This is a genomic window from Gimesia maris, assembly GCF_008298035.1.
In the GTDB taxonomy this organism is placed as follows: domain Bacteria; phylum Planctomycetota; class Planctomycetia; order Planctomycetales; family Planctomycetaceae; genus Gimesia; species Gimesia maris.
Map to the genome: position 1 here is coordinate 4,569,600 of NZ_CP042910.1, position 15,367 is coordinate 4,584,966.

Here is a 15,367-nt window from a genome sequence, read left to right on the forward strand (position 1 = left end):
GCCCTTTCCTATTCGACAAACAGAAATTCATTGCTGTTGAGAACGAGACGACAGACCGATTCCAGACCATGCTGCTGTGCGAGTACCGTCATTTGATTCAATTCATCAGGTGTTGGATCACGAAGCCAGGTCCAGCGGATCACTTGTCTGATTTGATCCGATAAATTTGATTCCGACTTTGCTGCCCTTTCGGCCATCTTCTGAGCGAAATGTAAAACAAATCGGCTGTTTAACAATACCAGCGATTGCAGGGGCGACGCAGAAAAACCGCGAGTCGGAGACAGCAGCCCCAGGTCCGGAAAATCCAGCGCATCCATCAAAGGATCGGGAATTCCCCGCCAGACGACACGATAGATACTTCGCCTGTGCGCATCGGGGCGATTCAAATCGAACTGATCATAGTGGAGCACGGGAGTGACCTGAGGGCCAGGGGTAGTTGTAAAATGGGAATCTCCAGGGCCTCCCTGCTTCAGATCAAGTTCTCCGCTGACAAGTAATACGGCATCTCGATAGCTGTCTGCATCAAGCCTTCGTATTGACATGCGGGCTAACAGGCGATTTTCCGGATCATGTTTCACCAGCTCGGAACGGGATGCTGAGGACTGACGATACGTGCTGCTGTTACAAATCAGACGATGCAGGTGCTTTAGAGATCCATTGTGATCGCGAAATTCACAAGCCAGCCAGTCCAGCAGTTCCGGATGCGTAGGCGTTCCCCCCATACGACCGAAATCGTTAGGTGTATCACAAAGCCCTTTTCCAAAATGATAATGCCACACGCGATTCGCAATGCTCCGCCAGGTCAAAGGATTTCTTGAGTCAGCCAGCCAGTCGGCCAGGGCAGCTCGACGCGCCGCTTCGGGATGGGATTGTGGTAAATCGAACCGACCGGGCAATGGCGACAATGCAGTTAAAGCCCCCGGAGGAACAATTTCTCGTGGCTTTTCAAGATCGCCTCGCGCCAGCAGATGGATTTCGCGAGGCTGCGAATATCTTACCATTCCACGTTCATTCACAGCCTCCGCTGCAGCAGCGTAGACTTTGTCCTGAGGGGGAAGCTGCTTTATTTCCTGCTCTGCACGATACTTCAAAACGAGGGAAGATAGCGATAACTGTTGCGCCGATGTTCTCTGCGATTCAGGAAGACTAAGTACTGTTTCTGCTTCGGCGGGGAGTGCAAGCACATCCAGGTTCGCTGAGTCGGTTACGGATAGTTTAAATCGACCGATTGTATGTGCACCGCCATGCAACTGTTTTAGAGTCACGACGATTCTGGTATCGGGATCTACTTTTAATGCCAATTCCGGTTCGAAAATGGCAAAATGACCAACGCTGACTTTAGGATAAATTCCCCATGCAGTTTTCAGGTTGCCGTCGATGGCATGTTCGATCGTCCAACCATCCTGATTGAAATCAGCAGTCGCCCGCCGAATGGGAATCACAGTTCCGGCTGACGCATTTGGCGGAAACAACTGCAGTTCGAATTCGCTCAGATGCAGATTGCCGTTATGGGCTCTGCCGGGCCCCTTGTGTGGAAGTGAATCATCCGTCAACACATCCAGGCGGATGGCGTTGACAGTTGAAAGATTTGTATTTCCAGTTACGACAACCGTTTCCTGATCAGTGGGCTTCCCTTCTGACAGGATGGAACCATCTGGCAGGCGTTTTAACTTTGCACCATGTGTTGAGACGAACACATCCGGCTGTAACGTTTCCCAACGCGGTTGAGGACGGCGAGTCTGCTCCCACTCCGTGACGAGTTTTTGATTTTCGGGTAAGAACAATACTTCAGAATTCTGTGTCAGCGCTGCAGTCTTCAATGCTTTCCAGTGCTCACGCTTCGCTGCCACCTGTGGATCCGCATCGAACGAGACATCCCCCTTCCCGACCCCTGCAAAAACAGCCTGGAGAGCAAAATAATCTGCCTGTGTGATGGGATCGAATTTATGGGTATGGCATCGCGCGCAGTTTGCAGTGGTGCTGACAAAAGCGCCCATGGTCTGTGTCACCAGGTCATCGCGATCCAGGTATTCAAATGATTTCGGAGCGGTCGCGGCGGCACTTTGATCATAAGGACCTGCTCCCAGAAACCCTAGTGCCGGCATTAATTCTGATCTCTCGGGAAAGAAATAATCGACGGCGAGTTGCTCTCGGATAAATTGTGACCATGGAACATCTGCATTCAAACGATTGATGACATAATCACGGTATCTCCAGGCATGCGGTCGGAATACATCATGTTCGAACCCATGCGAGTCAGCAAAGTGAACGGTATCAAGCCAATGGCGCGTCCAGCGTTCACCGTAGTGTGGAGATTCCAGCAAGCGATCTACCAGCCGGGCATAGGCATCAGGAGCCGTGTCATTCTCAAACGCTTCCACCTCGGCAATGTCAGGCAGCAGACCATGTAAATCAAAGGTCAACCGCCGAATCAAAGTACGGCGGTCCGCTGCTGGCGATGCAGATATCCCTTTTTCTTTCAGGGGTGCCTGGATAAATGCATCGATCGGATTTCCCGTTTGAACCCCCGGAACTTCCGGACGCTGCAGCGGTTTCAAAGACCACCAGTCGGTGGCATTGGCAGTTTCACTGGTTGGCTTTGTATTCCGCGGATCAACGGCTCCCTCTTTCACCCAACGCACCAGGATTGCAATCTCCTGCTCAGATAATTTCGTATCAGGCATCTGTAATTCGGGATCGGTGTGTTGAACCGCTTTGATCAGGAGGCTCTGCTCTGGCTGACCGGGCATGATCGCCGGGCCTTGTGTTCCTCCTTTTTTCCAGCCACTCTGCCAGTCCAGAGTGAGCCCGCCTTCCATCAGACCAGCAGAATGAGAATGGCATTCATAACAATGCTCGTTCAGAATGGGTTCAACCGATTCTCGAAAGAATGCATTGTCGTCTGCAAAGCTGCTGGAAACCGACGTCAGCAGACTGAGTAAGAAACATGAGACGAGGATGTCTTTCATTTGATGAGCCTCCCGGATATTTCATCGGCGCTCAACATAACCTGTTTACCGACGCTCGCGAACATTCCTTTCGGCAGTCGTTTTGAAGGCGCCGATACCCAGAGGACGGCAAGCAGCTGTTGATCTTGTCCCAGGATGGGTGCAGAAATGCAGTGGATCCCCTCGTCCGCTTCTGCATAATCTGTGGCATAACCTCGCTGGCGAACCTGATCACATTCCTGCTGCAATGCTTTCGGTTCAGTGATGGTTCGTGGAGTATCCTGCGTTAAAGGAATTCGTTCCAGAGTTTCTTGCAACTCGGATGCATTCTGCCAGGCCAATAGAATTTTACCAGGAGCATTATTATGCAGAGGAAAGCGCAATCCAATATCGACGGCAATTCGCAAGGGATGCAGGCCGCTCACCTGCTCGATGATAACTCCTTCATCGCCGACGCGGAGTCCGAGCTGAACTGTTTCCCGGGTCTCATCTCGTAAGGCCCTCATTACGGGTAAGGCTTCTTCGACCAGACTGACGTCTCCGACCTGTGGTAATCCAAGTGTCAGGAATTTCGTCGACAACCGAAAACGTTTACTCAACGGGTCGCGTTCCAGATACTGGCGATCCATCAGTGTATGCGTAATCCGAAAGACGGCATTCTTATTGAGGGCGAGTCGTGTCGCCAGTTCGCTGATCCCCAACCCATCGGGAGCCTGATTCAGCACTTCCAGAACATCCAACCCCCGCTCCAGAGCAGGCACACTTGTTGTCGCTGTTTTCATTCTACCTCCGAAACCAGAGTGCGTCCCATATGCGTAACGCGTCACACCAGAATAACAACAGCACCGTTCGCAGTCAAACCAAATCCTTCAGGCCTGGTTTCGTCTTCCCCCCGGTTGACGCACTGCATTATCGAAAGCAGCTGTTTCACACTGTTTAACCTGTTTTGCGCACCGGCGCATAATATTGCAGATATTTTTCCGGCTATCAATTTTTGAAACTGCTCTCATACAACTCAGACAGAACATTTTGCGCTTCATTACTGCCAGGAGACTGTAACCAAAACCTAGACTTTTTTTGGAATGGACCTGTTGATCAGAAATATTGACTTCAGAGATTAACTACCTCAATTAATTCAAGGAGTTTGTCATGCAGAAATTTGTCATTGAAAAACTATCCGAAAGAATCCCGATCGTCCGTGATGAAATATGGAGCGTCTATATTGAAGACAAACCGAAATTCACTGGTACCCTTAAACAATGTTGTGACTGGGTCCAAGATCCTGAAAAGGAACATGCATCACAATCTGCTTCGCTCTCAGGAATGTGGTAATCAACGCGAAGCATTATTCGATGTCAATCGGCAGTTCAGCAGAATAATTTTCTCTGCTCTAGAATTACCTGAGTAAGGAATAGCCATTATGAATCAAAAAGCGATTCGTTTTAATCAACCTGATCCTGATATCATACCAGCGGAAATAGCTGCACTGGGTGATATCATTTCTACTTTCGCTTATCCCGAACAGAAACAACTGTCTGCCTGTTATCAGAAAATTGTGAAATACTCCCAGCGGAGAATCGAAATTCTGAACATGTTGACCGATTCCCTCTCCCAGATGCGCCTCGATGCGAAATTACTGCTGTTTGACCTGGATATTACACGGGAAGAACGAGACCGGGCAATTGCACAACTGGAAGAACGTGAATGGTAATTGACATGAAACTGATTTCAGCTGAAGCCTGTTTGATCTCCTGGTTCGTAGAATGAATAGTTCTATCACCAATTATCTGCCTGGAACCTGGTTCTTCAGCCCCTTTACCCGACAATTTGTTAGACCTCATAATATCTCAGGTCAATTAAACCGTTTTATAGGCAGTTTTACCTAAATCCCTTGTTTGGCTGCAGGAAACACCTCCCGAAAATATCAAGCCATTAACATATATTAGAATATAAAAATGCTATATTCGTTAAAAGAGGAACTCGGTCCTTCTGAATACTAAGTTCACATACGATCTGATGTGGGATTGGACAGATACTTTGATGTAATGTGATAAAATTCAGTTGTGTCATATTTACAGAATGCTTTGAAACTGTCCTGCAGGACCATCGTTCTTTCAATATCACAGTGTGTGAGTTGGAAGGGGTTTTCCGAACAGATATGTCTCATCGTGTTCCTTTCGATACTGAGCTAACCGTCCCGGGTGCTGTGTTGAATTCTCGGCAACAGATTGCAACACATTACAGTCACCAGAAATATATCTATCTCAAGTTCAGTGACATGTTATTTTCGAGCTGTCAGCTGTTATTTATTTCTACCTGAGAAACGAACAACAGATACGTTATGAAAATCATTCACGAGACTGAAACAGGATTACCCATTTTGTTTCTAACTTAAGATGGTGACTAATCTTATGATCAATCAACTTAAGCTTCCCGCCGATTACTTCCCTCAGGTCTATATTGTTGATGACGACGAAGCGGTGCGTTCTTCGATCATCGAATTGATCAGTTCCATGGGTTTTCAAGCCATTGGATTCGCTTCCGCCGAGGATTTTATCTCGAAGACAGACCGCCAGATTTGTGGTTGTGTTCTGTCCGACTTACGCATGTTGGGCTGCAATGGCATCGAACTGTTGAAACTAATGAAATCAAAGGGATACGAGATACCATTCATCATCCTTTCTGCTTATGTTGATGTTACTAACACTGTCGCTGCAATGTCAGAGGGCGCATTAACGGTACTGGAGAAACCCTATCCAGAACAGGAATTGTGGGACTGCATCATTACTGCGATTTTACTGAATTCAGAACAACGTCAGGGGCGCAGCTGGCTTTGGGAGTTTCAAAAAAAAGAGAAACGTTTAACTCCTGCTGAGTCAGAAGTCTTGAAACTTCTTTTAAAAGGATGCTCCAATAAAAGTATCAGCCATTTACTGGAACTGTCACAGAGAACGATTGTCATGAGACGCAAATCAATATTACAGAAATTCGAAGTTGAAAATCTGATTGACCTGACAAAACTGATTACAAAAGCGCAAATCATCCAGAAGCAATTACTCCCCTGGCCAAGTATGGTTGATACAGATTCTTTCCAACAGGACTCCTGATCGCGGCATTGCCAGCCCACTTGCACCAGACCGTGTCCAGATTTACCGTAGCGTCTTCAGGGCTATTTGAACCTGGTGTAATAGATTGAGAAACGTTACGGTTAAAAAGTGATGCGATCTAGGACTCATCTTCTGGCTGCGTGTCGAGATGCTTCAGTTCTTCCTCTCTCAGCCTGGGAGCAAACCAGGGATAAATCGCCGGCACTACCAGAGAAGTCAGCAGAGTGGAAGTAATCAATCCCCCGATCACCACGCTGGCCAGTGGTCGCTGCATTTCTGCACCGTCACTTTGTGAGAGTGCCATCGGCAGAAATCCGAGGCTGGCTACCATCGCGGTCATCAATACAGGTCGTAATCTCGCCATGGCTGCCTGAAAGGTTGCATCAGACACGGGAACTCTATCTTTCGTGCGCAGGTTCTCAGCAGCACTGACCCAGACCAGGCCATTCAGTACCGCTACCCCAAACAAGGCAATGAAACCCACACCTGCAGAAATACTGAATGGCATATCACGCAACGCCAGTGCGAACACACCACCAGAAGCTGCCATCGGGACTGCCAGAAATATCAGTAATGCCAGGCGTACCGATCGAAACGTAGTGTGCAGCAACAGAAAGATCAACAACAGTACAATCGGGGTGATGATCACCAGTCGTCTGCTGGCAGACTGCAAATTTTCAAAATCTCCCCCCCAGCGAATTTCATAGCCATCAGGTAACTGAATGTGGTCCTGCACTGCCTGCTTGGCATCGGCCACAAAACTGGCGACGTCTCGCCCTCTGACATTGGCCTGAATAAATGTCCGTCGTCGATTCGACTCATGCTGTACCGCGGGAGGAGTCTCCTCAAACGTGATCTCAGCCAGTTCCTTCAAAGGAACCGGAGCACCGTTGGAACTGGAAACCGGCAACTGTTCAAGCAGACTGATTTTCTCACGCCAGCTTTGTGGAATCCTGACAATGACCGGAAATCTTGCACGCCCTTCAAAGATCAGCCCGACCTGATGCCCGCCTAATGACGACACGACATCCATCACGTTTTTGGCATCCATTCCATTCCGTGCGAGTACATCCCATTTCGGTTCGATACGAATTGTCGGCAGGCTGGATTGAATATCTGCTTTGACATCTACAGCGCCGGGAACTTTTTTCAGTACCCGTTCGATCTCTTTCCCTTTAGTACTCAATATTTCCAGGTCATCACCATACAGCAACACGGCGACATCGGCTTTCACGCCTGCCACCAGTTCATCCACACGCATTTCAATCGGCTGAGTAAAACCAAAAGCGACACCGGGAATACTCTGATTTAATTCTGTTGACATTTTCTCAATGAGTTCATCACGTGTCTTAGGCTGAGGCCATTCTGCTTGAGGTTTCAGAATCACCCAGACATCGGTTTGATGTACTCCCATGACATCGTTCGCAATTTCAGGACGCCCGGTCTTTGAGAAGACTGTTTTGACTTCAGGATACCTGATCAACACTTTTTCAATCTGGGTCGACATTTCTACCGAACCTTCAATGGTTGCGCTGGGGAGCCTGACCGCCTCTATCAGTAAATCTCCTTCTTCCAGGCGCGGCATGAACTCTGCGCCCAAGTTCCAGCCGACTGGCAGGCTGATCAAAAAGACCAGCAATGCGATCCCGACTGTCAGCCGGGGCCGACGGATCGTCCAGCTGACCAGAGGCCGGTAAATCCACTTTACCCAGCGGATCAAAAAGATTTCTTTCTCGGACATTTTCTTAGGGAGCGCCAGCGAAGCAAGGGCCGGCATCAATGTTAAAGACAGTACCAGTGATCCCGCTAGGGCAAACAAGACCGTTAATGCCATCGGACGAAACAGTTTTCCCTCGGTGCCCTGCAACGCCAGAATAGGTAAATAGACGACGGAAATAATCAGTTCGCCAAACATCGTTGGTTTTCGAACTTCGATTGCGGCATCGCGAATCACGGCCAGATACGATTTCCCAGACTGATTCATGGACAGACGGCGAATACAGTTTTCAACCATGATCACCGAACTGTCTACAATCAGGCCAAAGTCAATCGCTCCCAGGCTCATGAGACTGGCGGTAATTCCAGTCGCCGCCATCAGGTTTGTAGCAAACAACATGGAGAGAGGAATGGCCAATGCCACGATCAGTCCTGCTCGAAAACTACCCAGCATCACCAGCAGGACAATAATCACCAGGACCCCTCCTTCGACCAGATTGGTGAGCACAGTCCGCAAAGTACGACTGATCAGTGAAGAACGGTCGTAGGTAACTTCCAGCATCACTCCCGGGGGCAGTGTCTTCTCAATTTCTTCCAGGCGGGCCTTGGAGGCAGCCACAACCTCGCGTGAATTTTCTCCGATTAACATCATCACCAACCCCGTGACGGCTTCGCCACGTCCATCGCGTGTCACTGCCCCTTGCCTGGTCATTGGAGCGACTTTGACTTCTGCCACATCCCGAACCAGAATTGGCGTACTGTTCTTATCGTTGCGTACAAAGATATTTTCGATATCATGCTGATCTTTTAACAATGCCTGCCCACGAATAAATCGCTGTTCCTGATTATGAACAACATAGCCTCCCCCGGCGATTGAGTTGTTATCCTGTATCCGCTGAAACAGTTCACCCAGTGAAATCCCGTAGCTGTTAAGTCGATCTGGATTGGGCCGAACCTCAAACGTTTTATAAAAACCACCATGCGTGTTTATTTCGGTGACGCCCTGCACTTCACGCATTTTGGGCGCAATTTCCCATTCGAGCATCGTTCGCAACTGCATCGGAGTGTAATTTTTGCCACGGACTTCGAACTGCAGAATCTCACCCAGTGCAGTTGTCAGCGGTCCCAGTTGCGGAGTTCCGTACCCCGGAGGTATGTCAGCAGAAACCATGGTAATACGCTCGGTGACCAGTTGACGCGCCCAGTAAATGTCGGTCCCTTCTTCGAAGACAATCGTTACAACTGAGATACCAAACTTGGACACGCTGCGAACTTCTTCAACAGCAGGCAGTCCCCCCATAACCGTTTCCACGGGGTAGGTGACATATCGCTCCACTTCCACAGGCGAAAGAAAACCGGCATCGGTTACGACCTGCACCTGGACATTGGTCATGTCTGGCACCGCATCGATGGGAAGGTGAATCGCGGAATAAATCCCGCCTGCTGCCATCAGAAATGTCAGAACCAGAATAATAAAACGGTTGGCCAGAGAAAATTCAATCAAACGCGAGAGCATCAGTTTTACTCCATCAGAACACAGAAAAACAGAAAGAATGGGACCGCTGGAAAACTACTCTTCTCTTTCCAGTAGCAGTTCGGACTTCAAGGTGAAAGCGCCGTCTTCTACGACCTGCTCTCCCCCCTTGAGCCCCTTCTGAACTTCAACCCAATCCTCTGTTTTGAGTCCTGACTGAATATCGATGCGCCGGAATGATCTCTCCGACTCTTTGACAAATACAAATTCCTGAGCCGCATCATCCAGTACTGATCGCGCAGGTACTGCAATCACATCTGCCTGCTGTTTGCCGGAAATGCGTACCTGAGCATACATGCCTGGTCTGAGAATTCCGTCTGGATTTTTGAGTTCTGCGATTAAAGGGACTGAATTAGTGCTGGCTGATACCTGTCGTCCCAGATAGTGCAATCGTGCGGAAAAGGTTCGACCTGGAACAGCATTGACGGTTACGGTCAGATTCTGCCCTGTGTTTAATTCGATCGAGTTCCAGTCTGATTCCCTGATATCGGCAGCCACCCAGAGGGTATCAGTCTGTGCGAGCGTAAACAGGGAATCAGCACGATTTAACCGTTCGGACTGACTGAAGGTTCTCTCTTCAATCGTTCCGGTAAACGGAGCGATAATTTCCAGCCGCGATAACTTTTCTGCTGCTTTTAATTCGGCATTATTAAGATCTACCGCACAGCCCACCAGTGATTCCAGATGCTGGCGACTGATCGTCATACGATTATCCGCGTCATTCAGGTCAGCTAACCCCTGGTCCCTTTCCAGTTTGACATCATAGATTGACTGTTCACATAACGCTTTTAAAGCGGCCCTGGTTTCCTGGACATCAGCTTCGCGCATCTGGATTGTCTGTTGTGAAATTGCTCCTGATTTGGCCAGGGGAGCCGTTTTTTTATTGATCGTTTCTGCCAGTAAATAACGCGTATAGGCCGGTAATAACTGGGATCGATAACTCCCCAGTTTTTTGTCAGTGAATTGAGCTTCAACGTCATCCATTGCCTGATGGCTTAACAGGGCGTCGACCAGTTTCTGAACATTATTCTGGATCGCTGATTTCCAGTCATACTGTTTCCTTACCAGTTGGTAATCTGCGATCCTCTGTAACAGATCAGCCCGTGCGGTCCCGATTTCCCTGCTGTTCAAAACTGCCAGTACCTGCCCTGACTGAACGATGTCTCCCGGTTTGACCCGAACTTCTACCAGGATCCCCTCGGTCGGTGCCTTAACAGCAACATGCTTACGGTCATCGTATTGCAGGCGTCCGGGTACGACCCGGGTCTGATTCAATTTCTGCCGTTTTACTGGAGACACAGTTAAATGAATCGCTTTCATCTTCTCACTGGAAAGCGAGACCTCTGCAGTTTCGAATTCCTCAATAGTACTCTCTTCTGCTGGTACTTCAGTTTTGATGAAGCGATCTGCAGCCTGTGGCCATACTTTCCAGAGTATTCCAGTACCAGCAACCAGAATGACAGTTGCCAGGATTAATTGATTCTGAATTTTCATGTTTCTTCTCCCGAATCGACGGAAATGAGAGAGGAATTATGCTGAGCTTAGAATGTCATAAAAGAATTCTGCGCATAATCCCGCTGTTAAAACGAGACGTCGTTTACTCAGAGAGAAACAGAATCAGCAAAGAGAAATACTGATCAGATCATGAAGGGATCGCTGCTGGAACGCCTGCATGAAATGCAGGCTAGTCGCCTTGTCCCCGCGAACCGGGAGAGCTTGATTCTTTTGAACTTCGTGTTCAGTCATTGCAGCCAGAGTTGTTAACGACAGCAACTGATCTGCAGCGAGGTTTGCACAGGCAGGAAGTGAATGAGCAGATTCACCCACGATAAAATGATGCTGTGCGGGAAACTTCTGCTCCAGGGGATTATTGCAATTGTCCGTTCCAAAATAGATAAAATGCAGATGCCAGCCCTGCTCGCTTGAATCAGGAATTCCGTGAAACTCCTGGAGATGGGAAGGTAACCAGCTTCCCTGATCTGCTCCCAGAGCCAGATCATGATTATGGATCCAGGGAAAAGGCAGATTCCACAACGAAAGCAGAAGACAGGCGCGAATCAATAATCGCGTCGTCCAGTGTAACTGCAATTCGTAATTTATAATGGAATTAATTTGCACGGTGAGAGGATCAGTTAAGGGAATTTAACAGGAGAACATCAGGCAGGATATCTGCGACTCAGGCACAGATACTAAATTATTCGTACAAGTGGGTAATTTTGTCAAGTAAATTCTCTGCCATCGACTAAAACTTATTCGACAAGAGATTGAATCTCATCAGCCCGTCGAGACAGAATCTCTGCTGCATAGAACAGATTATCAGCTCCCCACCCCATTCTGATCGTAGCCGCTGTAGAGCAGTCTGGGGAACTCATTTTTGGTTCAAGGAGAGTGAATCCCCCTGAGGGAATGAGCGAATCAGCCGGGCCTTCTGATCCCGCCTTGCTCTATTCCACAGGAAACTACTAAACTGGGCTGCACTGTATTATTAAAAGTCTGCCAAACCAGCTTAATCTATTTGAGAAACTTAATATCGTATGTCTGCACGTTCTGATTTGCTGAAATCACTTTCAATACCTTTCATCTGTCTGTCGCTCATACTGTATTTGAGCGTCCGGGTTGAAGGACAGACGCCGGACAGTTCCTCTGTACCTACCCCACCCCCATCAACGCCCGCTCCTGCAACAACAGCGCAAACACCAACGGTCACCAGCGATACCGTTCAAAAGCGGATTGAACAGCTCAAAGAGGTCAAAGATCTTTCTGAAGAAAACCAGAAGAAAGCACTCGATTTTTATAATCAGTCTCTGAACAACCTCAAAAAAACAGCCGACTTTCAGGCTGACGCCACCAAGTATTCAACGCTTGCCCAGAATGCGATGCAGCGTCTGGAAGAAAAAAAGGCTGAAATTGAGAACCTGAATAAAAAACCGGCTCCCACATTCACTGAGAACCAGACTCTCCCCCAGTTGGAGCAGTTACTGGTTCAGGAAGAAGCAGAGTTGGAACAGGACAAAACCGCTGCTTCCAGTTGGGATGAAGAAATTGCACGCCGGTCAAATCGCCAGAAAGAAGTGTTAACCCGGGCGACCGAACTGGATGACAGAATCAGTGAACTGGAAAAACAGCTGAAGCTGCCTGTTCCCGCAGACGAACCTGCCGCTGTCACTGATGCCAGACGAATGGAACTCTTCACCCGTTTAAATATGCGAAAAGCGGAAAAACCCGCGTTAAGGAACGAACTGACTGCCTACGAGGCAGAAGAAAATATCGGATTCCCACGCACCAATCAGGATTTCTTAAAACTCGAAGTCAAAAAACAGACTGAGTTAGTTGACGCGTTAAAGTCTCAGATCAAGCAGCTGCGTAATCGTGAAGCAGCCATGCGGGTGAAAGAAGCAAAACGACAGGTTTTCAAAACAAATCCTCTGCTGCAGCCACTCGCAGAGAAAAATCAGAACTACGCCGAAGAAATCGTTGCCCTCAATAAAAAAATCGAGTCAACCGATAAAAAATACTCGCAAACGACAAAGATTCTCGAAGATCTTAAAAAGCAGTTTGACCAGACCAAGGCAAAAGAAGAGTTGATTGGTCTCACCGGGCCGATTGGCTTAATGCTCCGCAATCAGCAGGCGAATCTGCCCGATATTGAAAACCGAATACAGGACATCGAAAAATACAGCAAAACGATAGATCAAGTCAATTTGAAAGGGTTTGAGCTCGACGAAGCCTGGGATGATTTCCCTTCCGTCGATGAGGTATTTGATGAAATCCGTGATAACAGTCAGCATGAACTGACAGAAGAAGAGGAACTTAATCTCAAAAATGTTATTGAGGAAACGCTCAGCACGCAAAAAGAATACTTAGACACACTCATTCGCAGCAATAAAAGCTACTTCTCCAAACTGCTCGACATCTATACGACCGAACAACAACTGGTTAAAGAGACGGAAAAATATTCAGATTACATCCAGGAACGAATTTTCTGGATCAAAAGCTCGCCTCCGATCTCATTTTCTGAAATCAAACAGACCTCCAGCACACTCAGGTGGCTTTTCTCACCGACGCACTGGAAACAGCTCTTCATCGCTGTCCAACAGGATGTCGTCAGCAATCCTGTCATTTACTTCACAGCAGTTTTCTGTTTTCTCAGCCTGTTGTATCTGGCTTACAATGTGCGCCAGCAGCTACGGATTATTAACAAAGAAATCATCCGCAGCAGTTTTCGTAAATTTGGTATTACCGCGCGCGTTGCATTTCTTACCCTGTTCATTGCGATTGTCTGGCCTGGCTTTATCTGGTTCATCGCCTGGCGCGTGGGCAGCCATCCTGATGTTCCTCCTTTTGTCAAAGCCGTGGATAACAGCCTGCGCCAGGTAGGCTGGCTGCTTTTCTTCTGGGAACTCATCAGACAGATCTGTCGTCCCCTCGGTCTGGGTGAATCCCATTTTGGCTGGTATAAACAGACGGTACTCTATGTTCGTAAAAACATCCGCTGGGTCATCCCTTTTTCCATTCCCCTGTTGTTCATTACGCTACTGCTGCAGGGAAAAGAAGTAGACCGTACACAGGACCTGCTGGAACGTTTATTTTTTACCGCGCTGCTGGTTGTCTATACAATTTTTGCCAGACGTGTTTTCCACCCGCGTTCCGGGCTGTTTCAGTCCATCATGAATTACAACCATGAAGTCTGGTACGACCGACTGAAGTATGTAGTCTATTTTCTTACCTTATTTGTCCCCTGCTTACTGATCTTCCTGGCTCTGATTGGTTTCTACTTCACCGCCATGAGCCTGTTTCACCTGATCTTTCTGACGCTCTGGCTGTTTCTGGTTGTCGTTCTGTTCCGGGCAATTTTATTACGCTGGATCCTGATTCACCACCGTAAACTCAGTTACCAGCAGAATCAGGAACGAATGGATGCCATCCGCAAGGAATCGCTTGAGTCCAGTTCAGAGACAAATATAGCTGGTATTACTACTGAAGAAGAGAACCCCGCAGACCTTACCAAGATCTCCGCGCAAATCAAAAAACTGGTAAATGCCAGTATGGTGGTTATTCTGCTGGTGGGGGCATTCTGGATCTGGGGGGATACCCTGCCCGCCTTCAACTGGCTGGATAGTGGCGACTACAAAGTCTGGACCACCACAGTAGAGGTGGTCGGCGATGATGGCAAAATTATAGAACGATTGGAACCGGTCACTTACCTCGACTTTGGAATCGCAATCATCCTTGCTGTGTTTGCCATAGTGGCGACGAACAATGCACCCGGTCTGCTGGAGTTTCTGGTCCTGCAGCGATTACCACTCGACGCTTCGGTCAAATACGCGATCACCACACTCGCCCGCTACTTTGTCTCGCTAATAGGAATCTTCGTGGTCTTCTCGACCATGGGGATTGGCTGGACAAAACTGCAATGGCTGGCGACCGCATTAACCTTCGGCCTCGGTTTCGGGCTTCAGGAAATCTTTGCGAATTTTGTTTCTGGCCTGATTCTGCTGATTGAACGTCCGATCCGTGTTGGTGATATCATCACCGTCGACGAGATCACCGGGATCGTTTCCAGAATTCGCATGCGTGCCACCACAATCACCAACTGGGACCGCAAGGAATATATTGTCCCGAACCGTGATTTCATTACCGGTAAACTCCTCAACTGGACTTTAACCGATTCTGTAAACCGTATCACCATCACCGTGGGTGTGGCGTATGGTTCAGACACAAATCATGCCTCTGATATCGCTTTAAAAATTCTCATGGATCATCCGCTGATTCTGGAAGACCCGCCACCAAGTATTACGTTTGAATCCTTCGGGGACAGTACCTTAAACCTGATACTGCGGGCCTATCTGCCGGATCTGGAAAAACGTCTGGTTGTGATTCATCAAATCCATACATCCATCCATGAACAATACGCCAAGGCAGGAATCGAAATTGCCTTTCCTCAACGGGACATTCACTTATACTACGAAAACCAGTCGAGTCTGGTGCCGCCACCGAATCTGGATTCGGCTGAACCAGAATCCCCTAATCCGGATCATCAAAAATAGCTGGCACTCAGCCAT

At 48.3% G+C, this 15,367-nt stretch carries 9 protein-coding genes; 4 read left to right on the top strand and 5 right to left on the bottom strand.

The window, feature by feature from the left end; all coding sequences use genetic code 11:
* Window positions 1-8: 8 nt before the first annotated feature.
* Both GmarT_RS16695 and GmarT_RS16700 read right to left on the bottom strand, forming a co-directional pair.
* Window positions 9-2,969, bottom strand: coding sequence for a PSD1 and planctomycete cytochrome C domain-containing protein (locus GmarT_RS16695; protein WP_002645267.1), 2,961 nt, complete (start codon window positions 2,967-2,969; stop codon window positions 9-11).
* Entirely contained in the window at window positions 2,966-3,730 is a 765-nt protein-coding gene (locus GmarT_RS16700; RefSeq protein WP_002645266.1) for an IclR family transcriptional regulator, read from the bottom strand. The genes GmarT_RS16695 and GmarT_RS16700 overlap by 4 nt, the downstream gene beginning before the upstream one ends.
* Before the next feature lie 367 nt (window positions 3,731-4,097).
* On the opposite strand from GmarT_RS16700, the gene GmarT_RS16705 reads away from it, so the two are divergent.
* The 3 genes from GmarT_RS16705 (at window position 4,098) to GmarT_RS16715 (ending at window position 6,055) form a co-directional block, all read left to right on the top strand.
* Entirely contained in the window at window positions 4,098-4,280 is a 183-nt protein-coding gene (locus GmarT_RS16705; RefSeq protein ID WP_002645265.1) for a hypothetical protein, read from the top strand.
* 88 nt (window positions 4,281-4,368) lie between these two features.
* The gene (locus tag GmarT_RS16710; RefSeq protein WP_002645264.1) at window positions 4,369-4,659 is read left to right on the top strand and encodes a hypothetical protein; all 291 of its coding nucleotides are present in this window, start codon (window positions 4,369-4,371) and stop codon (window positions 4,657-4,659) included.
* Between the two features lie 700 nt (window positions 4,660-5,359).
* Complete coding sequence (locus GmarT_RS16715; RefSeq protein WP_002645261.1) at window positions 5,360-6,055, top strand: response regulator transcription factor; 696 nt, start codon at window positions 5,360-5,362, stop codon at window positions 6,053-6,055.
* A gap of 118 nt (window positions 6,056-6,173) precedes the next feature.
* On the opposite strand, the gene GmarT_RS16720 is transcribed toward GmarT_RS16715, so the two are convergent.
* The 3 genes from GmarT_RS16720 to GmarT_RS16730 form a co-directional block, all read right to left on the bottom strand.
* Window positions 6,174-9,287 carry an efflux RND transporter permease subunit gene (locus GmarT_RS16720; RefSeq protein ID WP_002645260.1) on the bottom strand — a complete coding sequence of 1,038 codons (3,114 nt, stop codon included), beginning with the start codon at window positions 9,285-9,287 and terminating at the stop codon, window positions 6,174-6,176.
* Window positions 9,288-9,341: 54 nt separating this feature from the next.
* Window positions 9,342-10,799, bottom strand: a complete 1,458-nt coding sequence (locus GmarT_RS16725; RefSeq protein WP_002645259.1) for an efflux RND transporter periplasmic adaptor subunit — start codon at window positions 10,797-10,799, stop codon at window positions 9,342-9,344.
* Between the two features lie 123 nt (window positions 10,800-10,922).
* A complete protein-coding gene (locus GmarT_RS16730; protein ID WP_149302990.1) occupies window positions 10,923-11,423 on the bottom strand; it encodes a hypothetical protein in 501 nt (166 codons plus the stop codon).
* Window positions 11,424-11,839: 416 nt separating this feature from the next.
* Between GmarT_RS16730 and GmarT_RS16735 the strand changes: the two genes are divergently transcribed.
* A complete protein-coding gene (locus tag GmarT_RS16735; RefSeq protein WP_149302991.1) occupies window positions 11,840-15,352 on the top strand; it encodes a mechanosensitive ion channel domain-containing protein in 3,513 nt (1,170 codons plus the stop codon).
* Window positions 15,353-15,367 lie beyond the last annotated feature (15 nt).

Bases quoted from the DNA above. Each gene is read 5' to 3' on its own strand.
- GmarT_RS16695 (WP_002645267.1), bottom strand. From the start codon at position 2,969: ATGAAAGACATCCTCGTCTCATGTTTCTTACTCAGTCTGCTGACGTCG.
- GmarT_RS16700 (WP_002645266.1), bottom strand. From the start codon at position 3,730: ATGAAAACAGCGACAACAAGTGTGCCTGCTCTGGAGCGGGGGTTGGAT.
- GmarT_RS16705 (WP_002645265.1), top strand. From the start codon at position 4,098: ATGCAGAAATTTGTCATTGAAAAACTATCCGAAAGAATCCCGATCGTC.
- GmarT_RS16710 (WP_002645264.1), top strand. From the start codon at position 4,369: ATGAATCAAAAAGCGATTCGTTTTAATCAACCTGATCCTGATATCATA.
- GmarT_RS16715 (WP_002645261.1), top strand. From the start codon at position 5,360: ATGATCAATCAACTTAAGCTTCCCGCCGATTACTTCCCTCAGGTCTAT.
- GmarT_RS16720 (WP_002645260.1), bottom strand. From the start codon at position 9,287: ATGCTCTCGCGTTTGATTGAATTTTCTCTGGCCAACCGTTTTATTATT.
- GmarT_RS16725 (WP_002645259.1), bottom strand. From the start codon at position 10,799: ATGAAAATTCAGAATCAATTAATCCTGGCAACTGTCATTCTGGTTGCT.
- GmarT_RS16735 (WP_149302991.1), top strand. From the start codon at position 11,840: ATGTCTGCACGTTCTGATTTGCTGAAATCACTTTCAATACCTTTCATC.